The sequence below is a fragment of the Candidatus Mycolicibacterium alkanivorans genome (genome assembly GCF_022760805.1).
In the GTDB taxonomy this organism is placed as follows: Bacteria; Actinomycetota; Actinomycetes; order Mycobacteriales; family Mycobacteriaceae; genus Mycobacterium; species Mycobacterium alkanivorans.
On sequence record NZ_JAIVFL010000001.1, the window covers coordinates 517,728 to 541,352 of the forward strand.

Genomic DNA, 23,625 nt, shown 5'->3' on the forward strand with positions numbered 1-23,625 from the left:
GAGCGTGCCGTGGGACCTGCGGGCCAACTGACTTACTGAACGATCAGCTGCCCGTGCATCATCGGATGGTAGGTGCAGTGGTAGGCGTAGGTCCCGGGCTGGCTCGGCGCGGTGAACGTGGTCGTTCCCTTGCCGCCGACCTCGGCGTTGAACGCGTTACCCGAGTCGGCGGTGACGGTGTGCTCGGCGCCGTCGGAGTTGACGACGGTCACGGTGGCGCCGGGCGTGACGGTCAGCGGGGCGCCAAACTTCATGTCGGCGATGCTGATCGTCGGTCCGGCCGCGGTGGCGCTGGGGGCTGGGGCCGCCGATGTGGTCGCGGCCGGGGTGCCCTCGGCGGACGGCGTGGTGGTGATTCCTGACGAGCAACCGGTCACGAACAGCAGGGTGGCGAAGGCGAGTGTAATCAGACGTGTCATAGCCGCGACACGAATTGGCGCACGGGTCGGTTCAGTCCGGCTGTGCGTTGGCCTCGCGAACGGACTCCTACCGGGCACGGCTGCCAGCCCAGCTCGCGGGCCTTCGGCGCGCGTGAGCCGCAACGCCGAGGTGCGCTGGGCCCATTGGCGACAGCCACCTGGACCGTTCGCAAGCCGGGTTGCGCTACTGCATGAACTCGGGTTCGCTGAGATTCATCCACCTCGACGACCTCGAGGCGCAGGGCTACGGCGCACACCGGCGGCCGTTCACGGCCACCGGGGAAGGAGATCAGATGAGCGAGTACAAGAAGGCGATCCTGGCCGGCGGATGCTTCTGGGGCATGCAGGACCTGATCCGCAAGCAGCCCGGTGTGGTCTCCACCCGCGTCGGCTACACCGGCGGCGAGAACGACCACCCGACCTACCGCAAGCATCCGGGCCACGCCGAGGCGATCGAGATCGTCTACGACCCCGCCAAGACCGACTACCGGGCGCTGCTGGAGTTCTTCTTCCAGATCCACGACCCGAGCACCAAGAACCGTCAGGGAAACGACATCGGCAGCAGCTACCGCTCGGCGATCTTCTATCTCGACGAGCAGCAGAAGCGGGTGGCGCTGGACACCATCGCCGACGTCGACGCCTCCGGGTTGTGGCCGGGCAAGGTGGTCACCGACGTGACACCGGCCAGCGAGTTCTGGGAGGCCGAGCCGGAGCACCAGGACTATCTGGAGCGCTACCCGAACGGCTACACCTGCCATTTCCCGCGGCCGGGCTGGAAGCTGCCCAAGCGGGCGCAGGTCTCGTAGCCCCTAACGGGACCCAGACGAACGCGTTGGGCTTGGCGTCGACGAATCGTTGCGGGTCGAACCGCTCCGTGCAGCTGCGACGAGCTGACCATGATCGAATAGCCTTGGAGGACAATCCATTCGCCGAGATCGTAGCTCGACACCTGGACATGGCGGCCCACGAAGTCGCTCACCGTACGGTTGCGCTGCACCTCGATGATCGTGGCCTGCCCGTCGCCGATCTCGCGGCGCGTCATCGCCGAACCGTCCTCGTAGGTGCTGCGCAGGAACAGCGACAGCACGTCGGTGCGTCCTCGTAACGTCGTTCGCGTGCCCGTTCGTGATGTCCTCAAACGTGCGGCAGCACGAAGGCGAACGGTCTCGGGAAGCCGAGGCCAGCCAGCCGACCCTTGCGGACATCCGCCAGGGGCACCCGAACCAGCCCGCCGCTGGACGGTTCGTAACAGCGCACGGCGTCACCGTCGATCTCGGTGATGAGAACCCAGTGTCGCGGCACCACCGAGCCGATCAGCATCGCCGCGGGCCATCCGGCGGCGACCGCGTCGAGCACATCGGACAGGGACTCTCCCGGACGGTAGGGGCGCCAGCGATACCGCACGCCGCGACCGGCGCTGTGCTCGGTCAACGCCCGGGCCATGCCCGACGGGGTGGTGCCGAGCGCCCGCGGCCACACCCGGTTGACCGCCCGGTGCACGCGCAGCTGTTCGGCGTCGAACCACTGTTGGAAGCCGTCGGAGCGCAGCGGGGAACCGTAGGCGCCGTCCAGCAGGGCGCCGGCCATCACGGCCACGCTGGGACCGCAGGTGACGCCGTCGCGCTGGCGGGGCCACATGGCGTCAACTCGGCGGCGGGAAGCCGCCGGTGGCCACCGGGCCCCAGGTTTGCGGGGTGACCCTGATCAGGCACTTGCCCTGGTCCACCATGGCCTGCCGGTATTCCGCCCAGTCCGGGTGCTCCCCGGCGACTGCACGGAAGTAGTCGACCAGCGGCTCGACGGCCGCAGGCGGGTCGATCACCTCCGCGGTCCCGTCGATCTGCACATAGAGTCCGTCGAACTCGTCGGAGAGGACCACGACACTGGCGCGCCCGGTACGGCGGATGTTGACCGCTTTGGCCCGCCGCGGGTAGCTGGCGATCACCAGCCGGCCCCGCGCGTCGACACCGCCGGTGACGGGCGAGGCCTGCAGCGACCCGTCGGAACGGAAGGTGATCAGCACCATCCGGTGGCGCGGGCGCGCGAACTCCAGCAACCGGTCGTGGTCCACCGCGTCCGCCGTCGCGTACTTGCGTGCCATGTCGGCCACTTTATCCACGCCGGTGGCCGATGAGCGTACGTTTGGCTCTCGACGCGAGGAAGGACTGCGCATGGCTGCGACGATGCGGGCGGAGCGTTTCTACGCCGACACGAAAAAGGTTGTACTCGAGGATGTTCCGATTCCCGAACCCGGCGAGGGTGAGGTTCTGGTCAAGGTCGCGTTCTGCGGGATCTGCCACTCCGATTTGAGCCTGATCAACGGGACGTTCCCCGCCCAGCGTCCGGTGGTGACCCAGGGCCACGAGGCGTCCGGGACCATCGCCAAGCTCGGCCCTGGGGTGACCGGGTGGGCTGAAGGCGACCGTGTGGTCGTCGCGGCGGGCCGGCCTTGCGGCCAGTGTCCGAACTGCCGTCGCGGCGATATGGCCAACTGCCAGTGGATTCAGGTGATGGCCTTCGCCTACGACGGCGCCTGGGCCGAGTACACCGTCGCGCTGGCCGCCGGGCTGACCCGGGTGCCCGACAACGTGCCGATGGACCAGGCCGCCATCCTGGCCGACGCGGTGTCCACGCCGTTCGGGGCGGTCGTGCACACCGGCAAAGTCGCCGTCGGGGAGTCCGTCGGAGTGTGGGGCGTCGGTGGGGTCGGCACCCACATCGTGCAACTGGCCCGTCTGGTCGGAGCGGTTCCGGTGATCGCCGTCGACATCAACCCGGAGGTTCGCGACCGGGCGCTGGAACTCGGTGCGGACTACGCCTTCGACTCGCGGGACAAGGACCTCAAGGACAAGCTGGCCGATGCCACCGGCGGACGCAAGCTCGACGTCGCCTTCGACGCGGTGGGGCTCAAGGTCACCTTCGAGCAGGCACTCGACTCGCTGACAGTCGGCGGGCGGCTGGTCGAGGTGGGCATGAGCGCCGAATCACCGACGGTGGGGCCGACGTCAACGTTCGGTCTGAGCCAGAAACAGGTGCTGGGCCACCGCGGCCGTCTCGACCTGTCGCGTTCGATCAGCCAGATCATCCCGCTGGAGGACATCCACGACGGCATCCGCATGCTCGAGCACGCCGAGGGCAATCCGATCCGCATCGTGGTGCAGCCCTGACGGCACCGGTACCCGCCTGACGTTCTTTCCCAACGGGGGCGTCACGCCGCCTGCAGCACCCGCTGTGCCTCTTGACGCACCCGGTCCGGCAAAGCCAGCTTGAAGATCTTGCGGACCACCGTCGCGAACTGCTTGGGCAGCAGACCAGCGTTGTACGGAATCCCGTGCCGCTGGCAGACCCCGCGGACCTGCGGTGCGATCTCGGCGTAGCGCCGCGCCGGCAGATCGGGGAACAGGTGGTGCTCGATCTGGAAGGACAGATTGCCCGACAAGAGGTGGAACAGCCTGCCGCCCGTCAGGTTCGCCGAGCCGAGCACCTGCCGGAAGTACCACTGGCCGCGCGACTCGTTGCGAGTCTCCTCTTCGGAGAATTCCTGAGTGCCGTCGGGGAAGTGGCCGCAGAAGATTATCGAGTAGGACCAGACGTTGCGGATCAGGTTCGCCGTCATGTTGCCGGCGAAGACGAAGGGGGCGACCGGTCCGGCAAGCAGTGGGAAGGCGACGTAGTCCTTGGCCACCTGCCGACGCATCTTGCGCCAGATTTCTTGGAACACTTCACGTTTGTCGGCCAGCGAGATCTCGCCGGCGCGAATGCGCTCGGTCTCCATCTCGTGCAGTGCCACCCCGTATTGGAACAGCACCATGAGCAGGAGGGCGTAGACCGGGTTGCCCAGGAAGTAGGGGCGCCACCGTTGGTCGGGGCTCATCCGCAGAACGCCGTAACCGATGTCGCGGTCCATCCCGACGATGTTGGTGTAGGTGTGATGGGAGAAGTTGTGCGAGTGCCGCCACTGGTCGGCCGGGCACGCGGTGTCCCACTCGAATGTGCGGCCGCATAGCGCCGGGTCACCGGTCCATTCGTACTGGCCGTGCATGACGTTGTGGCCTATCTCCATGTTGTCGAGGATCTTCGAGACCGCCAGCACTGCGGTGCCCGCCAGCCAGGCCGGCGGGAAGATGCCGGCGAACAACAGTGCCCGGCCGGCGACCTCCATCGAGCGTTGGGCCTTGATCACGTTGCGGATGTAGTCGACGTCGACCTGGCCGAGGTCGGCGATCACGCGATCGCGGATCTCGTCGAGTTCGCGGCCGAAGACATCGGCCTGGTCAGGGGTCAGGGTGATCTGGGTCATGGGATTGCTCCTTGTGTTCACAGCGCGAGTTCAACGTCACCGACAGGCACGGACACGCAGATCTGCACGTCCTCCTGGTCGGCGGTCGACACCGCACCGGTGGTCAGGTTGCGCACCGCGCCGCGATGCTTGCGCCGGGTGCAGGTGTGGCAGATGCCCATCCGGCATCCGCTTTTCGGCGTCAGCCCGGCGGCCTCGGCCTGCTCGAGCAATGGGCGGCCGTCATCGGAGGTCTCGATTCCGCTGTCGCGGAACGTGATCCGGCCACCTGACGGTGAGTCTGGTACGACGAACGGGGTGGGGACGAAGCTTTCCGACCTCACGTTGGCGCAGACCTGGCGGACAGACTCGGCGAGCGCCGGGGGTCCGCAGACGAACACCGCGTCGGGATCGGGCAGTGCAGCCGCCAGATGAGCGGCGTCGAAGTAGCCCGTCAACTCACCGCCGGGTGAGCGGGTGTAGCCGCGCAGGACCCGAACCGGCATGGCCGCCAACTCGCCTCGGTAGCAGGCATCGTCGGGCGTGCGGGCGTAGTGCACGAAGGCGATCTCACCGTCGTAGTCCTCACCCGCCAAAGTGCGCAGCATCGACATCACCGGGGTGATGCCACTGCCGCCGGAAACGAACAGGATGCGCCGCGGTCGCTGCTCGGGAAGCACGAACTCTCCGGCCGGCGTGGACAGACCCACCACCATCCCCGGACGCGCATGCCGGTACAGATGTTCCGACACCAGGCCGCCGTCATGACGGCCGATGGTCGACTCGAGCAGTGGGGAGCCCTCGGCGTTGCCCAGTGAGTAGCACCGCGTGTACCGGCGCCCGTCGATCTCCACGGTCAGGTTGACGTGCTGGCCGGCGCGATGGCCGACGACGGCGGCGTTGGGTTCAAGGACAAGGGTGACACTGCGCGGCGTGGACCGATGGACGTCGACCACTTTGGCGCGGGCGTCGGCGGTCCAGGTCCGGTCCACCAGCTCGGTGTACCGGTCCACACCGTGCGGTCCGGTGAGCAGATCGACCAACGGTGAGCGAAGCACCCTCTTGGTCAATGTTTCAGTGAACATATGTGCACCGTCCTCCCGAAACAGCATGTCGTCAAGGGATTCATGCAGTCTGTGGTAGGGTTCACAACAGTGAACAGTCGTACGCCGAATTCACGACGCGAACGGCAGGCCCCCACTCGGTCCAGGGGCACGCTCTCGCGTGAGGAACGCAAGGAAGCCACTCGCCGTGCGATCGTCGACGCCGCGCTGAAGCTCCTCGAGGAGCGCAGCTTCGGCGGCCTGAGCCTGCGTGAGGTGACCCGGGAGGCCGGGATCGTGCCCGCGGCCTTCTACCGCCATTTCGAGTCGATGGACGCACTCGGGCTGGTGCTTATCGACGAGTCCTTCCGCTCCCTGCGTGAGATGCTGCGCAACGCCCGCGCCGGCAAGCTCGACCCGAGCCGGGTGATCGAGTCGACGGTGGAGATCCTCATCGCCGGGGTCAGCGAACGGCGGGAGCACTGGCGGTTCATCGTCCGCGAGCGCTCCAGCGGGGTGACCGTGCTGCGCTACGCGATCCGCACCGAAATCCGTCTGATCACCTCGGAGCTGGCCACCGACCTCGCGCGCTTCCCGGGCCTGAACACCTGGAGCACCGAGGATCTCAACATCCTGTCCAGCCTGTTCGTGAATTCGATGATCATCATCGCCGAGGCCATCGAGGAGGCCGGCGACGTGACGGCGCTCGAGGACATCAAGCGCACAGCGGTCAAGCAGCTGCGGATGATCAGTGTCGGAGTCGCCGGGTGGCGCAGCCAGCCGGCGGGCGACAATGCGGCCGCGGAACGCGGCCGAGGAGGAGCCCGACAAGTGGACCCGGCGGGCGACAATGCGGCCGCCCGCGAGATTGCACTCATCCCAGGCGCCCTCGACTAGAGCTGGGCGTGGCCTCAGTTTCGCTCAAGCGGGAACTACCGGAGCATGGCAAATCCGCGTCCCGCCGTGCTGTTCGACATTGACGGCACGCCGGCCGACTCCAACTATCTGCACGTCCATGCCCGGCAACGGGCCTTCGCCGAACCCGGCCTGCCGCCAGGCTGAACGGGGGCTGTCGGTGCCTTGCCGGGCTGGAACCCGCCTCGCCCGATGTGGAACAGTATAGGCCGTGAATAAGCGCACACCGCCCGCCAAACGCCCTGGAAAAAACTCGACCACACCGCTGTTCGACGTCACGGCCCAACCACCCGACGTTCGTGTCGACGACGCCGACGAGGGCAGCGATCCGGGGGTCGTGATGGAGGCGGTCCTGGGGGGTTTCGCCCAGATCACCGATCCGGTGGAGGCCGAAGTCCTCGGCTCGACGATCCTTGGTGCCATCGGTTTGCTCGGCGCGGATGTGGCTGCAGTCGCCGCGTCCGAGCTGGTCTCGGTCATCGAGGCAGGGGGCAACCCGCCAGCGGCCGGGATGCTCGCCGTGCTCGCCACGCTCGACGAAGGGCCAGTCGGCGAGTCCGCCACCGCGGGGCTGGACCGGCTGCGGGCACGCGGTGTGGCCGCTCCCGAGTGGACGGCAGCGCTGTCGGCTCCGGTGAGCGCGCGTGATTGTGTCGAACTGAGCGCAGACGACCAGACGCTGGTGCTTGCCGCCCGCTTCGACCGCGCGGGCGCGGGGCACGCGGTGATGATTCTGGTCGACCCCCAAGATTGCGGGGAGGCGGCCGAGATCATGCTGCTGGACTGCGTCGATTTGACGGAAGCACTCGCCGGGCTGCACCGGTCCGCTAAACGGGACAAGGTCCGGCTCACCACGACGGATATCGATCCGGCTGAATTTCGGTGGCGGGCCGAAGCCGCGATGGACGCGCGCGACTATCACGACCGAGATGACCAGTACGATCCGTTCGACTCGGACGACGTCGCCGACGTAGATGATCTGTTCGACAACGCGAGTTTTTTCGATGACGACGATCTCGATGACGAGGACGGTCCGGGGTACCGCGCTCTCGCGCCGTTGCTGCGGGCCAGACTGCGGGCGCTGCCGCTGTCGACGAAACCGAAGCCGCCGCACGGCGAGGGTGATGAGTTCGAGATGACCGGCCTGCTGGCAGCGCTGGATCGGCTTGCGGCGCTACCCGGGGTGTTCGGCGGGCCGGCTGCGGCCGTCCCGGTGAAGTCGAGCCCCAAACTGCCCGCCAAGCGCAAGACGAGGGACGGGCCGGCCCCTGTTCTGCAGTTACGCGTCGACCTACGCGGAAGTAAGCCACCGATCTGGCGGCGCCTACAGGTTCGCGGCGATATCGTGCTGCGCGAGTTGCACACGGTGTTGCAGGTAGCGTTCGACTGGCATTCCACGCACATGTACGCCTTCGACACCGCTTACGGTCAATTCGGTATTCCCGATCCCGAGCTGGGATTGGCATCTGATGCCAAGGTCACCCTCGAACAAGTCGCCGCCGGCCCCAAGACGAAACTCACCTACACCTACGACTTCGGCGACGACTGGGAACACCTGATCACCGTGGAGGACACCATGCCGTCCGAGGATGCCTCGATCTACCCGAGGTGTGTCGGCGGGCGTCGGAAAGCTCCACCGGAAGATTGCGGCGGCATCTGGGGGTATCAGGAGCTGCTGGAGATCCTCGATAACCCCGCCCACGAAGAACACCAAGACCGACTGGAATGGCTCGGCCTCGATCGACCCGACCAACACGACCCGGCGCACTTCGACATCGACGAGGTCAACGGCGCATTCACCGCGCTTTTCCAGAATTCGAGACGCCGGAAGTAGGCATCACGACGGGCGGGTCGCCAGACAACGATCCATTATTCGGGATGCCCGTGAGGAGATCGGGCAGACCGACCTGTCCATCGGTTGGGCCAAACAGGCCACCGACTTATCGAGCCGAAGTCATGACCGCACTCGCGGCACATCCCCGTGAGGCCGTGATGTTCGCCCGCACCCTTAAACTCAACGTTGAGTTCGCCAAAATCTCGCGCACTCGCTGGCCCTCGCCGACGACCCGACATGGAGCGAACTGGCCAAGGACTACGAGAAGGTCTCTTGGACAGGGGCGTCGACAAGCGTGCCGCTCATCTTCTCTGCCACCGCGTTAGCGCCACGCGCGTGGAGCAGGGCGCCCTCACGATCGTGGCTGGGGCGTCTGCGCTACTACCCGCCGAAGAGCAGATACAACCCGCCGCAGGTGTACATCACCATGGTCAGGAGTAGCGCGAACTGGCCGGTGAGCTGATGCCGCTTCGGCAGAACCCGAAGTGAACGGTCGTGGGCGGCCAGAACGCCGAGGATGTGCCCGACGATCACGAACGTCACTTTCAGGGCCGCCAATAGTGTTGGGTGGGTGGACAGAACGTAGGCGACGTCGCGGTCGTCCAACCCCAGCGGATTCCACCCCTTGTCCAGCGGGTCCATCAGCAGCATGGCCGCTGACTGACCTTTCTCCACAAGATATGTCAAATAGTGCGCGAAGATGTATCCGACGATGATCGGTGTCAACGAGGGCACTAAAAGACCGGGCAGTTTCGCCCGCTCAGACCGGGGCAACTGCGGCACCGCCCGGCAGGCAAGGGTAAATGTCGCCGCGATAAACAGAACCATCAACAGCAGGCCCAGGCTGCGCACCGCCGTCGCCGTCCAACCCCCTAACGGCTCTCCCGCAGACGCGCTGTCGACGAAGTTTCGCCATCGGGGCTGCGACGAGAAACTGTCAAAAGCAGTCGACCCCAATAAAACTGCAGCAAGCGCGACCGAGCCCGCGCCGACTGGTGTCGCCTGGAGGTTGTTTAACGGCCACCGCAGGACGTAGGCGGCCCGCTCCGGTCCTGGCCCTACCGGCGATAATTTGCCGACCAGGGCGCTGTACACCTCGAAGGGATCGGCATGTTCACACCATCGTGTTCCACACACGATAGTGCCAACGATGGTGGTCACCAGGTACACCAACGACCACGTCAACACCGCTGCGACTGACCCTGGATTCGGCGATGCCAATTCAAGCCAAACGAACGCGAACAACCCAATGGCCGCCGGCCAGTATCCGAGTTTCTCGGGGTAGGTCACCCATGCGTGCTCGCGCCGCTGACCCGTTACCAGACACGCGAGCTGTTGTATCGCGCGCGCCGGTGAGATGAGCTTCCACACCGGACCGAACACCACCGACGCAGCTACTAGTCCCACCCACAGCAAGGTGTAGAAGGTAGCCGGCAAGGCGTTGTGCGAAGTCCGCGGCGGCCCCAACGCTCCGGCGAGCAACACCCACACCGTCAGGACGAGTCCAGCAGCGGCCCCCGCACGCCGCATCAGAGGCGCGGCGACGCATGTGTTGACCCAGCTGGGCAGCGGCAACCCTTGCGTGTCAGCCCGCAAGCGTGGTGTGCGCCAAGCGAACACGAGCACTCCGAAGGAGATGCTGAGCGCCCAGGCCGCAGCCACCAACGCATAGGCCAGCGGAACGGGCAGGTCGGCGCTTCCGCCCAACCCGTGGGCAAGAACCTGAACCGAAGGCTCGGTCAACGGACGATCAGGGTGGCTACGGTCTTGTCGGCTTGATGCAATTCGATCGCAACTTGTCCCGGCACGGCCACACTGAAGGTGAATACCTGCCCTGATCTTGGCCGCACCTCGTATTCGTGTTCGGGCACCGAATGAACATGAAGCTCCTCGTCGACGTCGCTGTCGACGCGCAAGGTGATCGGCTGGCCAACGGTAGCGTCGAACTGAGCATTCAGCGGTGTGACGGCTCCGCCGTGGATTTGGATCGGAATTTCCAGAGCCGCGGCGCCGGGTTGCGCTGACGCCGTCGGCGACGGTGCAGGGCTCAACGAGGTCGTTTCCGCTTGACGGCTTGTCGATGCCGCCGAGGCTGGCTGCGGTGTCGTCGATGTCGTTGAGTTGCTCTGCGACGAGCACGCGATCAACGTCAACCCGAGCGCGGGAACCGCCAGCGCCGCGCTAATTTGCTTCAGGGTGTTTGACATCTACATCTCCTAATTTGGGTTGCTCAGCATCGATCGACATGCGCCGACAGTCACGGAATCCAGCGCCCAACAATAGTCGGACAACTCACCCGCCCAGTTCCCAATCGCGAAAATGTTGTTCGGATTTGTGCCGCCGTGAGCCAATGGTTCGCCAACCTACGCCGTGGGCAAGCCCGGATACTCGTCGTCGGCGGGCGCGCCGATGCAGGAAGGTGCAACGGTTTTCAGCGATCGTGTCCATGACTGAGCGATCTCCGGGCGGATCGTGTGTCCGGTGAATTCGCTTTCGCTGTTTAGTCTGTTGTTTGCAACCGCGTCTTCCTAAACGCGCTCCGATTCACACCGGCGTCGGTGGGGTGTGCGTCCTAGCATTGGTGCACTCATCTCTGCGGCCGTGACGACGGTGGATCGTGCCCAGCGATCAGGTCAGTGGACCTGACGATCGCCCGTCCAAAACGGTGCGCGCAGTTTGAACTTCTGTTTCTTGCCGGTGGCTGTGTAGGGGATGTCGGCGCGGAAGATGACTTTCTTGGGTGCTTTGTAATGAGCCATTTTAGTTTTGGCGAACTCGACGATTTCGCTTTCGACGAGGGCTTCGCCGTTTCGCGCGACGACTATTGCGGTCACGAGTTCCCCCCACTTGTCGTCGGGTGTTGCGATCACCGCTACGTCGGCGATGGCGGGGTGACCGAGAAGAACGTCCTCGACCTCGATCGAGCTGACGTTCTCTCCGCCAGAGATAATCACGTCCTTCTTCCGGTCGGTGATGGTCAAGTATCCGTCGGCACCGAGGACGCCGCCGTCACCGGTGTGGAACCATCCCGATTCGATTGCCGCGTCGGTCTCTTCCTTCTTGTTCCAGTACTCGGTCATCACGGTGTTCGACGCGACCAGAACTTCGCCCTCGTCGTCGACTCGCAGTGACGTGCCAAGCGAGGGCACACCGGCGCGACTCAGGTTTTTCGCCCGGTCTTCTGGCGAGAGGCCTTCGTATTCACGCCGGGGCCTGTTCACTGTCAACAGTGGAGCCGTTTCGCTGAGGCCGTAGATCTGGTTGAACTGCCAGCCGAGATCTTGCTCGATGCGAGCGATGGTCAGCGACGGTGGGGGTGCGCCCGCGCACACGATGCGCACCCGGTCACGCCCCGGAATATCACCGGGCCAGTCCTGCGCGGCGTCGAGCACCATGTTCCAAACTGTCGGCGCTCCGCACATGATCGAGACCCCGTGAGTGTCGACCCGTCGGAGGATCTCCGCGCCATCGACCTTCCGGAGTATTACCTGCTCGACACCCAATCCCGTACTGGTATAGGGCATTCCCCAGCCGTTGCAATGGAACATGGGCAGCACGTGCATAAGCACGTCGCCGTCGCCCAGTTGCATGTGCATGCCGAACGTGACGGCGTTGACCCAGACGTTCCGGTGCGTCAGACAGGCGCCCTTGGGCCTGCCCGTCGTCCCGCTGGTGTAGTTCAGGGTGGCGTAGGCGTCCTCGTCCGGGTGAGACCATGGCGGGGGCTCGTGGTCGAAGTCAAGCAATATTTGGTCGGATTCTTCACCGAGGACGAGGCGATGAGGCGCGGACACGTCGGCGAGCAGAGCGTCGAGCTCGGGATCGACCAGCAGCAGGTCGGCTCCGCTGTCGTCAACGATATAGGAGACCTCGCCTGGCTGCAGCCGGAAGTTAATGGGCACAAGAATGCGGCCAGCCGATGGCACGGCCAGGAGCAGCTCCAGCAAGCGGGCCGAGTTGTGGCTGACGACGGCGACCCGGCCGCCCTCGGAAACGTCCAGGCGATGTAGGCCCGCCTGGATCGCTCTGGCCCGGACGGCCAATTGCCTGTAGGTCAACTCGCCGAGGCTGCACGGCGCCAACGGTTCGTCGGTGATAGCAGTCCGGTCGCCGTAGACGCGTTCCGCGCGGTCGAGGAAGTTGTTGGTGGTCAGAGGGATTCGCATTCTTCGCCTCTAGCCCCAATGCCGCTCAGTTAAGGGTGTGACTGTTGGGTCAAGTGTGACGGGTGCGGCGTGTCGGGGAGTTGGGGCAGCGGAACTCCCGGTATGGATGGATTGTCCGACCAAAGACACCATCTCACCTGGGAGTTCCGCTGTCTGTTCAGTCTGTCATTCGTGGTTCGGTGGTGGTTGGTGCGGGTCGGTTCGCGCCCGGTCACCTCGGTGGGTTGACCCAGATCGTCCCGTTCGAGATGGTCGATGCGGTGCTGGAATCGACCCGGACGGTGCAGGCCAGGGTGCGGGCGTTGCCGTCGCGGGTGGTGGTGTACCTGCTGCTGGCGGCGGCGCTGTTCGCCGAGCTCGGCTACGGCCAGGTGTGGGCTCGGATGACCGCGGGCCTGGACGGGATCGACGTCGCCGATCCGGTGTCCTCGGCGTTGGCGCAGGCCCGTCGCCGCATCGGTGTCAAGCCGCTGCGGGAGCTGTTCGACCTGGTCCGCGGTCCGGCCGCCGGTGCGGCGCGATGGCGGGGCCTGCTGGTATGCGCGATCGACGGCACGTCGATGTTCACCCCCGACACCGCGTCGAATCTGGCCGCGTTCGGCCGGGTCGGCGGCGGCAACGGCCCGTCGGGGTATCCGATGCTGCGGATGCTGACCGTGGTCGCGTGCGGCACCCGCACCGTACTGGGTGCCGTCTTCGGCACCTTGAGCGTGGGCGAAACCAACTATGCACCAAAGCTTCTGGGCTGCCTCCGCCAGGGCATGCTGCTGCTCGCCGACCGTAACTTCGCCGCCGCGGGCCTGATCGAGCAGGTCGCCGCCACGGGCGCTGACCTGCTGTTCCGCGCCAAGACCAACCGCAAACTCCCCGTGATCGGCCACTGCGGTGACGGCTCGTGGCTGTCGCGGATTGACACGACGACCGTGCGGGTGATCGACGCCCAGGTCGCCGTGCGACTCGCCGGGGGCCCACGTCGCAGCGAGCGCTACCTGCTGATCACCACCCTCACCGACCACCGGCGATACCCCGCCACCGAACTGGTCGCCCTCTATCACCAGCGGTGGGAGATCGAAACCTCCTACCTGGAACTGAAATCCACCATCCTCGGCGGCCGGGTGCTGCGCGCCCGCACACCCGACGGGATCGCCCAGGAGATCTATGCCCTGCTGGTCACCTACCAAGCGCTGCGCATCGCGATATCCGATGCCACCGCCACCGCCGCCGCCACCACTGACCGCGCGGGCTTCAGCATCGCGCTCAACACCGCCCGTGACCAGGTCATCCAGGCCGCCGGCGTCATCGCCGACACCACTATCGACCTCATCGGCAAGATCGGCCACGCCGTGCTCGATCACCTGCTCCCGGCCCACCGCCGCAGAACCAGTCCCCGCGTCGTCAAACGCGCCATCTCCAAACACCGCGCCAAAGGCGACATCGACCGCAACAGCTACAAGATCACCGTCGACGTCACCATCAACGGCCAGTTGACAACCGGCCCATGACCTTAACTGAGCGGCATTGCCTCTAGCCCGCGGACCGGTGCGGCGACGAGCCGAGTGTCCTCGTCGGTGAATCGCAGGCTCCTGCATCGATGGACGCCAGTGTCACCTCGCCGCTTTCGACGGCCGACACGAAATCCCACATCTCGTCATGGAGGCTGACCTTGCCGAGTCCGATCTCTTCATCGAGCCCCTTGCCTGGCGACTTCAGAATGGAAATGGCCAAGACCAAGGCCGGCATGGCGATGGCGAGCGAAATTACAACGATGCTCATGAGCAGGCTCGCCGTGCTCATTTCTCCGGTGTAGCCGCCCATAGCGGCAAACTGGCTAACGGAATTCATAGCTCCTCCTTCGAGGCCCAGGGGTCAAAATGTGCTTTAGACCCAGCCGCATCGAGGTTCGTCGCTGAGTCCGTCGACACGTCGGCAACTAACAAGGTTCTGAATTCTGCGTCTTCGTCGTTGGATGTGTCCGAACCGCCGCCGCGGTTCGATTTGCGGATCACAAACAACAACACCGCGGCCGGAAACAGAACAGCCAGTCCAATACCACTGCCGACTATCGCGATCTCGTCAGACGTCATTTGACCGCCGTGGGCCAAAATTGTCACTGTCGCGCTGGTGGCGGAGAGGTTCATGATCTGAGCGGTTCCCTTGGCGTGTGCGGATTGGGACGGTGGGGGCGCGACCCCGGGTTCTGATTTTCGCCCGGGCTGCGCCCCCACGCCCTCAGCTGCTGTAATCGGGCAGCAGACCGGACGTGACCTCGTTGATCTCCGCCGTCGAAGTCTGCCCGGCAGCGTCGCGGAAGAACATCAGCCCGGTTAGTTTGATCTCGGCCTCGTTGAAGGGCAGCAAATTCTGCCGGTTCAACTCACGCGCGTCAACACTGACCTTGAGCTCACGTGTCTCCCCAGGGGGGATCGGCTCACTCGGAGTCACCGTGGCGACATCGGGTGTCGGGGCACCCGTCCCGCCTTCCACCTTGGTGATGTATTCGGCGAATTGCAGATGGTCCAATGAAACCGGTGACGGGGAGTTGTTCGTCACCTTCACTGTCATCAGCAAATTGCCGCTCTTCTCCTGGAACACAGCGCTCTCGACTTTAGAGCTCAGACTCTTCGCCAACGCGCTCGGTTCCTCGGGAGTCGGAGTGATCCGGTCGACCTGCAGCGGAATATGGGGTCCATCAGCGACTGCGGCGTAGATGTAGCCGCCAAACCCCACTACGAGCGCGACTAGGCCGATGGCGATGCTCACCTTGCGCTCCTGCTTGGTGACCAGCGTGCGGCCACCGCCTTCGTTGACAACGGCCGCTCTCTGTAACAACGACTTCCTCAGCCAGTAGGCGGCGTAGACACCCGCGACCGCGAGGCCGATGAGCTGCCAGATCACGACCCGAGCCATCCCGTAGTCGTTGAGGTCGACCGTGCGTCCGTCAGCCAGGGTCTGCGGTTCGGTGAACACGCCCGCGTTGTTGATCGTGATGTATTGCCCCGGGCCGACTAAGGTGCCGACCCCGTGCATCGCCATCGCAGGGTGGATGTGCCACGTTCCCGCCATACGCGCTTTCAGCACCAACTTGAAGGGGTAGGCACTGCCCTTGGACACCTTCACGGACTGGGGCGCGAACTCGCCGTTGATTTCGCGATCTTGGACCGAGAACACCGGGCCAGGTTGATTGACGGTCAGATATCCGATCTCCGGCGGCGGGATGGTGTGGTCAGGCCACGAATTCATAATCCGCATCGTCCCGGTGATCGTCAGTTCTTGACCGAGGTCGAGTTTGTCGGTTGAGAAGTTGACGTCGTAGAACACGACGGTGGCGGTGCGCTGAAACGCTTGTTGACTCTGCTCACCGTGCGCCGACGCTAAGGGCGGCGGCGACATCATGAACAGGATCGCCAACACGGCGAGTAGCGCCGCGAACCGTGGTCGTGTGCGTCCAGCTTCCGCTATCGGGCGTTGGTCGCCTAGCCCGAATCTTGTGCACAGCATGTCAAACCGCCCGTTCATTCGTTCCGCAGCTTCCAGAATTTGGCCACCGGCCACACAGCGAGGTACTTACCGATCAGGTAGCCCACGCCATATCCGACAACCGACACCATTCCGGCGAAGAACGCGACGACGATCGTGATGTTGTTCACCAGCGCGCGCAACCGGCCTTCCTCGATGATGCGCAGGTACTCGGGGGTCTGGGTTCGCGCGGTGTGGAACGACATCGTGTCGGCGACGGTGAGCAGGGTGCCCTTGAAGTCAACCGGCGACAGGAACGGAGATAGCGCCGGGAAGTTGAAGTACCAGAAGAACGCCCCCCACACCATGGACCCGAAGACGGCGGTCAACAGATAACTGCGAGTGACCAGCAAGACGACGTCAAGAATTACTGCGGCGAGAAGGAACGTCTCCGGCCAGACGAAGTTCAGCGGCATATGCGACCAGTAATGGAAGCTGCCCCACCGGGAAAGCCATTCGGCCCCCATCAGCGCAACCGCGGCCAGGGTCGCACCAGCCGGCAGCCGCAGGCGATCCCACGTAATGTACTGCACCGCAGCAGGAATGATGATACCGAGCGCCGGCGTCAGCAACGGCCAGAACTCGCGATCTTTCCAGTCGGCCCAAAACGACCAGTCCCCTACGAACAGCATCTGATTCAGGTGAAATGCCCCGCCGATGAGCAGCAGCGCACCAATCAGAAGAAGGATGTCCCAGCGCCGACTAAGCAGTGGCTTGGACGTAGTTCCCACATCGGGCGGGGCGTCGGCGGGATGTTGGACGGTGGTCATGGGTTTATCGATCCTCCGAGGACACTTGTCTTGTCATGCGGCGCAACAGTGGCACCGACTTGCGCACTGATGTGGAAAGGTCCCGCAGCGAGGAGAGTCTCGCTCGTCCCCGCCGCGGGACCCCGATGGGTGAATGGTGTCTAACTACGTCTGAGCCACCGCGTCGCGGTCGCGTCGGCCACCGGCAATCACTGACGCGGTGACGGTTGCTGACACGCCGGCGGCGCTTTCAGCAGCCAGCTCACGTTCCTGGCGGGCGAGTTCGAAGATGCGGGGAAGTGTCTCGAACCAGACCGCAAAGGTCGCCGCCAGAAGGTATGCGAACAGGACGAACGGCCAGTGCAGCGGCGCGGCGAATAGTTCCTCACCCTGGAAGAACGAGTGCCCGAACTCGTTCATCGCCACCTGGAACAGGAGCAGGAAGCTGCCCGCTGTCATCAACGTGAACGACACTGGAAGGCGCGTGCCGCCGTAGAGGTGCGGAAGCCGGGTCCGTGCGTAGAGGTAGATGCCCACCGCCATATAGATCATCAGCGGGAAGACGCCGTAGAACAGGACATCATGGCTGGGGGTGAACGCGGTGTCGCGAGTCACGATCTGGTGCCAAGACGCGTCTTGTTCGGCAAAGTAGCTTCCGCCGAGGAATACGGCGGCGCAAAACGCGGCTATCAGGCCCCACAGTGCCCAGAGCCGACGGCTCTCGTCTGCACGGCTGATTTCCGTGGGCAGACGCTTCGCCGATACCCACAGCCAGCCATAGATGGCCGCCGCAGTCGCAGGCAACACGGTCATGTTCGCTGCGGCCAGGGTCAACCAGTAGGTATTGAAGCCCGGCTGATGAGATTCGAGGCCGTTCTTGAATGCAAACATCTGTTGGTAGCTGCGCCAGAACAGGCAGATGGCGAAGACCGCTCCGACCATGATCGCCACGGTGCGCCATGAGCCGCCACGAGCAGCGGGACCTGCGTAGTCTTCCGTCTTCGCGCCGGCCCTCCGCCTTGTTTCAGTTGTTGTCACTTGCTCTTCCTTTCTCGAACATTGGTAGACAGCGAATGCAAAACTTGCAAGCGACTCTCCTCTGTTATCGGACGTTTCGTCACGTGACGCTGACCTTATTCGGAGAGTCTCGCGAATGCAGTCACCGCGTCCCTGCTCACCTCTACGTCGTCGGCCAATGCTCTAGTCGGTCCCGGGTCACATCGACCCGGAGTCCTGTGACCAACGTCATCATCACCTCCCTGGCGCTTTCGCAACTGTTCGACTATTGGACACCTTGACTACAGCGTGGCGTGGCGCAGTGAAGCCGCGAGCAGCCCCGCCAGCAGCTGGCGATGAGCGGGAACCGCAGCCTCCTGGCGACGGGCTTCTGGGAAGCGATGGCGTCCGCGACTGTGGTCGAGCCGGCTGTCAAGGGGGGATCAAGAGGGGATGCGGAGCGCTTTCATGCGCGAGTAAAGCGTGCTTCGGCTGATCCCCAGTTCGCGCGCCGCGTGCACCTTGTTGCCGGACGCGTTGTTCAGTGCGTCGATAATCGCCTGCCGCTCGGCGCGTTCACGTCCGCCGAGGTGCGTGATGCGCCCCGTGTGTTGATACCTAGCCGGCAGATTACGTAGACCGATCCTGCCGCTTGTCGCCGTCAGTGATGCCGTCCGCAAGGCACTGGCCAGCTCACTCAGGTTGCCTGGCCAGTCAGCAGCGCACAAAGCCGCGAGCGCGTCGGGTGTCAGCTCCCACGTTCCCTCAAATTCGGAGAGTATCCGCCCAGCGATCACGCCTAACTCGAGTCGGCGCCGTCGTAGGGGAGGAATATCGATGCGCCCTTCGCACCGAACGATCACCGCCGCGATACTGGGCGGCAGATCATCGAGTTGGCGACTTGTCAGGATGAGGCGTGGCCCCCTGTCCCCGTCGATAAGCCGCGTGACCGCGGGGAGCGTAGATTCCGGCAGCGCATCAACGTGCTCCACCACGATTGCCGACGTCGACGTGGACACCGCGTCGGTCAGCTGATTCAACCAGTGGGCCTCGCCCGACTGTGTGATGTCCGAGGCATCCAGCCAGAGGGCTGCTTCTCCGGCGATTTCGCGCGCGACCGTGGTGCGGCCCGAGCCGGGCTCACCGCACACCGCAACCGGCCCGCCGAGCCGGATAACCCCAGTCATCTCGACGCTTAGGCGCGGCGGCGCGGCACTTGCGCGCACGCCTCGCGGCACGGGAACAACATCCGGCAGGAGCGGTACTACGACAAAAATCGCGCCACCTTCGCTGCCCACAACGGACTCGGCTTCCACCCGGGCCGCTTCACCGCAGGCTAACTCGATGTTGATCCTCCGCCGCTCACCGGGACGCAGCTCTGAAGCGCTCTCACGCAACAGCACGTAATCGGTGGAGCTCAACAGATTTGCAGCAACGTTGTTCTGAAGCAGCATGTCGGTGCCAATCGCCGCGAGGGCGGCATGCGGAGGCGGCATCGTGCCCTGGAATGCGGCGACCAAGCGCTGTTGCGATACCTTCGATCCGTCCAATAGCCGCCGCTCGATCTCGCGCACTGCGCGGTCGACGAACGGAATGAAGAGCGGATCGGCTCGCTGATCCTCGACCGTCAGATCGAGGATGCCTTCAACCCTGCCCGTCGCCGGATGAATGATGGGAGATCCGTAACAACTGAGCGCGCGCAGCTGCTCGAGGAAGTGCTCGGGACCGTTGACGACGACCCCGTGTCGGACCTCCAATGGTGTCCCCAGTGAACTCGTGCCAACCGTGTCTTCATTGAAGCGGGCGCCCGAGACTATTCCGAGGTCGTCGGCGCGTCGGGCGAACACCTTGCTGTCGACCACCCTTCGCACGACGCGGCCGTCGCGATCGGTAAGCAACAGGCACAACCCGGCACCGGCAATCTCGCGTCCGAGTTCTTCGAGAACGGGCATCGCCGACCGCAGCAACCGGGAATCGTTATCGAAGTCGATGGTCAAGTCGATCTCCGGCGCTTTGCTTGGGTCGAGGCCGCTCAGCCTCGACCGCCGCCAGGACATGACGATGTCCGGGCGCGTAGAGGGCGGCCTCGCGGCGTCAACGGGCATATCACCACCCCCTTCGCGATCTGCGTCACATCCTGTCACCGGCTGATTTTACCGCTTGTGGCCGTGGTCGCAGGCTTGAAGCCCTCCGCCGATGGTTGTCGCTCTCCCGGCGCTGGTACCGTAATTCGCCAGGTGAGGAGCAGAGCCCACGCCCGCGAGTCGAGGGCTCGACAATCCGCCGTGACCTGGCTGGGAAGCGACCGCGCGCTGGCGCGTCAGCCCCGGCTGAAGCTGCGCTTCGGATTCCCCGTGGCTGTGCAGGGAAGATCGGCAACACCCGCAACGACCGCGGGGCGCCAGGAGGCCAAGCGCAGGGACGTCTGGTCGAAAATAGCGTTACCCTCCTGGGTTTGAGCGAGTGGCCAACAAGATCGTTCCAACAATTGGCTCGACGGTGACACGGCACGGAACCGTTGATGCTGAATCGATCGGAGAATACGACGATGTCCAACGATGGAACGGATCCAGAAAGCCGCGGGGCTATCGAGCCTTCGGGGTCGCATCTCGACCCGCAGCCAGCGACGCTGAGTTCGCGATGCGCCGCCCGCCTTGTCGACGGTATGATCGTGTTACTTTTCGCGATCATTGTTCGTGCAGTAATTGACGTAGGACAAGGCCTTTACGTGACTGCGGCGGTGTTCGGTGTTATCACGTTCGCCTACTTCCTTGTCTACGAGTCGTCCCAGGGCAGTACTCTCGGTAAGAAACTTGTGGGGATCCGCGTCCTCGGCCCTGATTCGGCGCCACGCCCCACTTTGAGGCAGTCAGCCGTCCGTAATGCGTTCACACTGTTGTCTTCCATCCCCTACGTCGGTGCCCTCTTCAGCATCACCGCGTACCTTCTCATCGCATCGACCATCGCCAGCAACGCAAACAAGCAGGGCATTCACGACCGCCTCGCAGGTGGCACCCGCGTCGTGAGGGTGCGGAACCTCTCAACCTGACTGAGGCACCGTCGCGGGGCATTTACTGAGCGTCCTCCTCAAGATAGTCGGGTCGGTTCATCCACGAGAATTCAGGGATCTTCGGAGGTTGGCCACCTCCGAGCCGCGCCCGGCCACGAAGTGACGGCGGGTGAGCGCGCCGAATCAGGCCGATGCCGATAGCCGGGCCGTCGATCGCCGCGATCATGAGTTTGCGGCCACCGCCAGGCCGGCGGCTGAACCGACGACGCCCCGAAACCCGCGCCGGGGGTGCCGAACGAGCGAGCCTGCGCCGACATGTCCGTGTCACCGGAGAACGCGCGTTGCGCTTCTCAGCCGTCGAGGGTCAGAACCGCGACGCCGGTGTCGTCTACGTCGCCCGGACGGTAGTCGTGCTCACCCACCCATCTTCGGCGTTGGTCAGCTGAGAACCTCGGTGACACCCAGGGCGATGACGCACATCACCACCATCGCGGTGGTGACGGCGTAGACGGCCGTCGATGCGCGGCCCATCACGAACCGGCCCATCAGCGCGCGGTCGCGGCCGATCCCAATCATCGCGAACAGCAGCGGCACCAGCAGCACGGCGTTGAGCACCTGAGTGCCGACCAGGATGGTGACCAGCGGGGCATTGGGGGCCAGGACGATCGCCGCGCCGATGAACGTCACGATGCCGTAGGTCGTGTAGAACGTCCTGGCCTCGCGATAGGGGTCGTCGACGGCGGCTTCCAGTCCGGCGTACTCGCACACCGAATAGGCCGTCGACAGCGGCAGGATCGAGGCCGCCAGGAAGGCGGCGCCGATCAGCCCGACGGCGAACAGTGTCGAGGCGGCACTGCCGACGAGTGGCTTGAGGGCGATCGCCGCGTCGGCGGCGTCGGTGACGCTGCGCCCGTCGCGGTGCAGGGTCGCCGCGCAGGCCACCACCACGAAGAACCCGATCACGCCGGTGAGCGTCGCCCCGGTGACCACGTCGATGCGCTCCAGCGCCAGGTCCTCGGTCCGCAGCTTCTTGTCGACGGCGTAGGACTGCATGAACGACAGGCCCCACGGGGCCAGCGTGGTGCCCAGGGTGGCGGTGACGATCGCGATCGCCTGACCGGTCATCGGCATCGTGGGCACCAGCGTGCCGTGCAACGCGGCGCCCCAGTCGGGTTTGGCCATGAATCCCGATGCGATGTAGGCCAGGAACACCGTGGACAGCAGCAGCAGGAACTGTTCGACGCGCCGGAAGCTGCCCCGCAGCACCAGCAGCGACACGGTCACCGCCGCGACCGGCACGCTGAGGTAGCGGCTGATGCCGAACAGTTCGAATCCTGCTGCAATACCGGCGAATTCGGCGCACGTCGTGCCGATGTTGGCGACGACGAGTGCCGCGAGAACGGCGCCGCCGACGCCGACGCCGTAGCGCTGACGCACCAGTCCTATCAGACCCTGACCGGTGATCACGCCCATCTTCGCGGCCAGGGTGTGGAAGACGATCAGCGCGACGGTCGACAACAGCAGCACCCACAGCAGCTGGTAGCCGTGGTCGGCGCCGAGGACCGAGTAGGTGGTGATACCGGCCGGATCGTCATCGGAGAGTCCGGCCAGGAGGCCGGGTCCCACGACGGCGAGCAGGGCGCCCAACCTGGCGTTGCGGCCGCGCAGTTTCATGACGCCGGCCCGCTGCGATGGCGGCGGCGCGGCCAGACGTGCGAGCGCAGCAAGCCCCGCCCCGGTGCACGCGCCAGCAGTGCCCGCCACCGGCCCGCGTGCTCGGCTGGCATGGCCGCCACGATCCGGGCGGCGACTGGGCCGGGCATGGCCCGCAGGATTCGTTCACCGACCGACGGATGGGCGGCACGGACCACCTCGGCGGCCACGCCGGGGCCGGTCACGGCCAGGATCTCGGTGGCCGACTCGGTGTCCACCCGGCTGACCAACTCGGCCAGCCCGCGGGCGTCGAGATGGTGCACCGCCGACCGCGGCGTGCCGAGCTGGACGGCGTGGCCCCGCTCGGAGGTCAGGTGCAGATCCGACCACGCGACGATGTCCTCGCCGGATCGGATCAGGGCGGGCAACCGCAGCCGGCGGAGCACCCCGCCGAAGCCCACCTCCACGCCCAGCAGTTCGAGCCTCCCTTCGGAGGTGCGGGTCAGCACCACGTCGGCGACGCGGGCCAGCCGCTGACCGACCACGTCGACGACTTGGGTGTCCAGCACGTCACGCGCCAGCATGATCTCGTGCTCACCGAGGGCCTCGGTGACGTCGTCGACGCCGAAGCGTTCGCAGTCGGCCGCGTCGGCGGCCAACACCAGCTGGTTGCGGCCTATGTTGGCCACCGCGTCCCAGGGAACCAGCAGCGACGGGGCCCGCCCACGCTTGACCACAACCCGGTCGACCAGGTGCGGGCCGGACTCCTCGACCAGATCGGCGGTCAGGTCGGCGAGCCGGCCGATGACCCGACCGTCGGGGCCCAGAACATCCTGACCGGTGACCCGGCTGAGCAACAGCACTGTCGCAGCATGCCCCATTCGGCCACCGGTTCCGTACCGACCCGGTGAAATCGAGCCATGCGCGTCGATTGATGCAACCGCATCACGTTATGCTCGCGCCGCCTGAATGCTGCGGACTCGAGGATGGCGCCAGGTGGGATTTCGGGACCGACCCCGAATACCAGAAGAAGCTCGACTGGGTC

The 23,625-nt window shown here is 65.1% G+C and carries 22 protein-coding genes and 2 pseudogenes; 7 read left to right on the forward strand and 17 right to left on the reverse strand.

All coding sequences use genetic code 11. From position 1 onward, the window contains the following. Positions 1-32: 32 nt before the first annotated feature. Positions 33-419: a cupredoxin domain-containing protein gene (locus K9U37_RS02605; RefSeq protein WP_243070393.1), complete on the reverse strand. Its 387-nt coding sequence runs from the start codon at positions 417-419 to the stop codon at positions 33-35. Between the two features lie 293 nt (positions 420-712). Between K9U37_RS02605 and msrA the strand changes: the two genes are divergently transcribed. After that, complete coding sequence (gene msrA, locus K9U37_RS02610; protein ID WP_243073194.1) at positions 713-1,225, forward strand: peptide-methionine (S)-S-oxide reductase MsrA; 513 nt, start codon at positions 713-715, stop codon at positions 1,223-1,225. On the opposite strand, the gene K9U37_RS02615 is transcribed toward msrA, so the two are convergent. The 3 genes from K9U37_RS02615 to K9U37_RS02625 are packed head-to-tail and all read right to left on the reverse strand — an operon-like array spanning position 1,165 to position 2,520. Next, a complete protein-coding gene (locus K9U37_RS02615; protein WP_372489370.1) occupies positions 1,165-1,506 on the reverse strand; it encodes a hypothetical protein in 342 nt (113 codons plus the stop codon). The two genes, msrA and K9U37_RS02615, sit on opposite strands and share 61 nt — an antisense overlap. Positions 1,507-1,553: 47 nt before the next feature. Beyond that, positions 1,554-2,057: a hypothetical protein gene (locus K9U37_RS02620; protein ID WP_243070394.1), complete on the reverse strand. Its 504-nt coding sequence runs from the start codon at positions 2,055-2,057 to the stop codon at positions 1,554-1,556. A 4-nt stretch (positions 2,058-2,061) separates the two neighbouring features. After that, on the reverse strand, positions 2,062-2,520 hold the full coding sequence (locus K9U37_RS02625; protein WP_243070395.1) for a PPOX class F420-dependent oxidoreductase: 459 nt from the start codon (positions 2,518-2,520) through the stop codon (positions 2,062-2,064). A gap of 70 nt (positions 2,521-2,590) precedes the next feature. On the opposite strand from K9U37_RS02625, the gene K9U37_RS02630 reads away from it, so the two are divergent. Next, entirely contained in the window at positions 2,591-3,586 is a 996-nt protein-coding gene (locus tag K9U37_RS02630; RefSeq protein WP_243070396.1) for a zinc-binding dehydrogenase, read from the forward strand. 41 nt (positions 3,587-3,627) lie between these two features. Here the strand turns inward: K9U37_RS02630 and K9U37_RS02635 are convergent, their stop codons facing one another. Both K9U37_RS02635 and K9U37_RS02640 read right to left on the reverse strand, forming a co-directional pair. Then, on the reverse strand, positions 3,628-4,719 hold the full coding sequence (locus K9U37_RS02635; RefSeq protein WP_243070397.1) for a fatty acid desaturase family protein: 1,092 nt from the start codon (positions 4,717-4,719) through the stop codon (positions 3,628-3,630). Between the two features lie 17 nt (positions 4,720-4,736). Beyond that, positions 4,737-5,783 carry a ferredoxin reductase gene (locus tag K9U37_RS02640; protein ID WP_243070398.1) on the reverse strand — a complete coding sequence of 349 codons (1,047 nt, stop codon included), beginning with the start codon at positions 5,781-5,783 and terminating at the stop codon, positions 4,737-4,739. Positions 5,784-5,852: 69 nt separating this feature from the next. Between K9U37_RS02640 and K9U37_RS02645 the strand changes: the two are divergent. The 3 genes and pseudogenes from K9U37_RS02645 to K9U37_RS20120 form a co-directional block, all read left to right on the forward strand. Then, positions 5,853-6,521 (forward strand): annotated as a pseudogene (locus K9U37_RS02645) (TetR family transcriptional regulator); the annotation flags it as partial. 162 nt (positions 6,522-6,683) lie between these two features. Next, positions 6,684-6,791, forward strand: a pseudogene (locus K9U37_RS02650) (HAD family hydrolase); the annotation flags it as partial. A 76-nt stretch (positions 6,792-6,867) separates the two neighbouring features. Beyond that, the gene (locus tag K9U37_RS20120; RefSeq protein ID WP_243070399.1) at positions 6,868-8,490 is read left to right on the forward strand and encodes a plasmid pRiA4b ORF-3 family protein; all 1,623 of its coding nucleotides are present in this window, start codon (positions 6,868-6,870) and stop codon (positions 8,488-8,490) included. Between the two features lie 381 nt (positions 8,491-8,871). Here K9U37_RS20120 and K9U37_RS02660 read toward each other — a convergent pair whose 3' ends face one another. The 3 genes from K9U37_RS02660 to K9U37_RS02670 form a co-directional block, all read right to left on the reverse strand. Then, positions 8,872-10,233, reverse strand: a complete 1,362-nt coding sequence (locus K9U37_RS02660) for a hypothetical protein (protein ID WP_243070400.1) — start codon at positions 10,231-10,233, stop codon at positions 8,872-8,874. After that, positions 10,230-10,697: a hypothetical protein gene (locus tag K9U37_RS02665; RefSeq protein ID WP_243070401.1), complete on the reverse strand. Its 468-nt coding sequence runs from the start codon at positions 10,695-10,697 to the stop codon at positions 10,230-10,232. Before K9U37_RS02665 ends, K9U37_RS02660 begins: the two co-directional genes overlap by 4 nt. Before the next feature lie 426 nt (positions 10,698-11,123). Next, entirely contained in the window at positions 11,124-12,656 is a 1,533-nt protein-coding gene (locus K9U37_RS02670) for an AMP-binding protein (protein WP_243070402.1), read from the reverse strand. Between the two features lie 182 nt (positions 12,657-12,838). On the opposite strand from K9U37_RS02670, the gene K9U37_RS02675 reads away from it, so the two are divergent. Then, positions 12,839-14,158 carry an IS4 family transposase gene (locus K9U37_RS02675; protein WP_243070403.1) on the forward strand — a complete coding sequence of 440 codons (1,320 nt, stop codon included), beginning with the start codon at positions 12,839-12,841 and terminating at the stop codon, positions 14,156-14,158. A 22-nt stretch (positions 14,159-14,180) separates the two neighbouring features. Here K9U37_RS02675 and K9U37_RS02680 read toward each other — a convergent pair whose 3' ends face one another. The 6 genes from K9U37_RS02680 to K9U37_RS02705 all read right to left on the reverse strand — a co-directional run bounded on the left by K9U37_RS02680 (position 14,181) and on the right by K9U37_RS02705 (position 20,061). Next, on the reverse strand, positions 14,181-14,498 hold the full coding sequence (locus K9U37_RS02680; RefSeq protein WP_243070404.1) for a hypothetical protein: 318 nt from the start codon (positions 14,496-14,498) through the stop codon (positions 14,181-14,183). Next, positions 14,495-14,794, reverse strand: coding sequence for a hypothetical protein (locus K9U37_RS02685; protein ID WP_243070405.1), 300 nt, complete (start codon positions 14,792-14,794; stop codon positions 14,495-14,497). Before K9U37_RS02685 ends, K9U37_RS02680 begins: the two co-directional genes overlap by 4 nt. A 91-nt stretch (positions 14,795-14,885) precedes the next feature. Then, positions 14,886-16,067 carry a methane monooxygenase/ammonia monooxygenase subunit B gene (locus tag K9U37_RS02690; RefSeq protein WP_243070406.1) on the reverse strand — a complete coding sequence of 394 codons (1,182 nt, stop codon included), beginning with the start codon at positions 16,065-16,067 and terminating at the stop codon, positions 14,886-14,888. Positions 16,068-16,168: 101 nt separating this feature from the next. After that, positions 16,169-16,942, reverse strand: a complete 774-nt coding sequence (locus K9U37_RS02695; RefSeq protein ID WP_243070407.1) for a methane monooxygenase/ammonia monooxygenase subunit A — start codon at positions 16,940-16,942, stop codon at positions 16,169-16,171. A 144-nt stretch (positions 16,943-17,086) separates the two neighbouring features. Beyond that, positions 17,087-17,959, reverse strand: a complete 873-nt coding sequence (locus K9U37_RS02700) for a methane monooxygenase/ammonia monooxygenase subunit C (RefSeq protein ID WP_308197320.1) — start codon at positions 17,957-17,959, stop codon at positions 17,087-17,089. Between the two features lie 401 nt (positions 17,960-18,360). After that, positions 18,361-20,061: a sigma-54-dependent Fis family transcriptional regulator gene (locus tag K9U37_RS02705; protein ID WP_504871046.1), complete on the reverse strand. Its 1,701-nt coding sequence runs from the start codon at positions 20,059-20,061 to the stop codon at positions 18,361-18,363. A gap of 404 nt (positions 20,062-20,465) precedes the next feature. Here K9U37_RS02705 and K9U37_RS02710 point away from each other — a divergent pair, with 404 nt between their 5' ends. After that, positions 20,466-20,966 carry an RDD family protein gene (locus K9U37_RS02710; RefSeq protein ID WP_243070410.1) on the forward strand — a complete coding sequence of 167 codons (501 nt, stop codon included), beginning with the start codon at positions 20,466-20,468 and terminating at the stop codon, positions 20,964-20,966. Positions 20,967-21,365: 399 nt separating this feature from the next. On the opposite strand, the gene K9U37_RS02715 is transcribed toward K9U37_RS02710, so the two are convergent. Both K9U37_RS02715 and K9U37_RS02720 read right to left on the reverse strand, forming a co-directional pair. After that, positions 21,366-22,601 (reverse strand): NRAMP family divalent metal transporter, encoded by a 1,236-nt coding sequence (locus K9U37_RS02715; RefSeq protein WP_243070411.1) that lies wholly within the window; start codon positions 22,599-22,601, stop codon positions 21,366-21,368. Next, positions 22,598-23,443 carry a magnesium transporter gene (locus K9U37_RS02720; protein WP_243070412.1) on the reverse strand — a complete coding sequence of 282 codons (846 nt, stop codon included), beginning with the start codon at positions 23,441-23,443 and terminating at the stop codon, positions 22,598-22,600. Before K9U37_RS02720 ends, K9U37_RS02715 begins: the two co-directional genes overlap by 4 nt. Positions 23,444-23,625 lie beyond the last annotated feature (182 nt).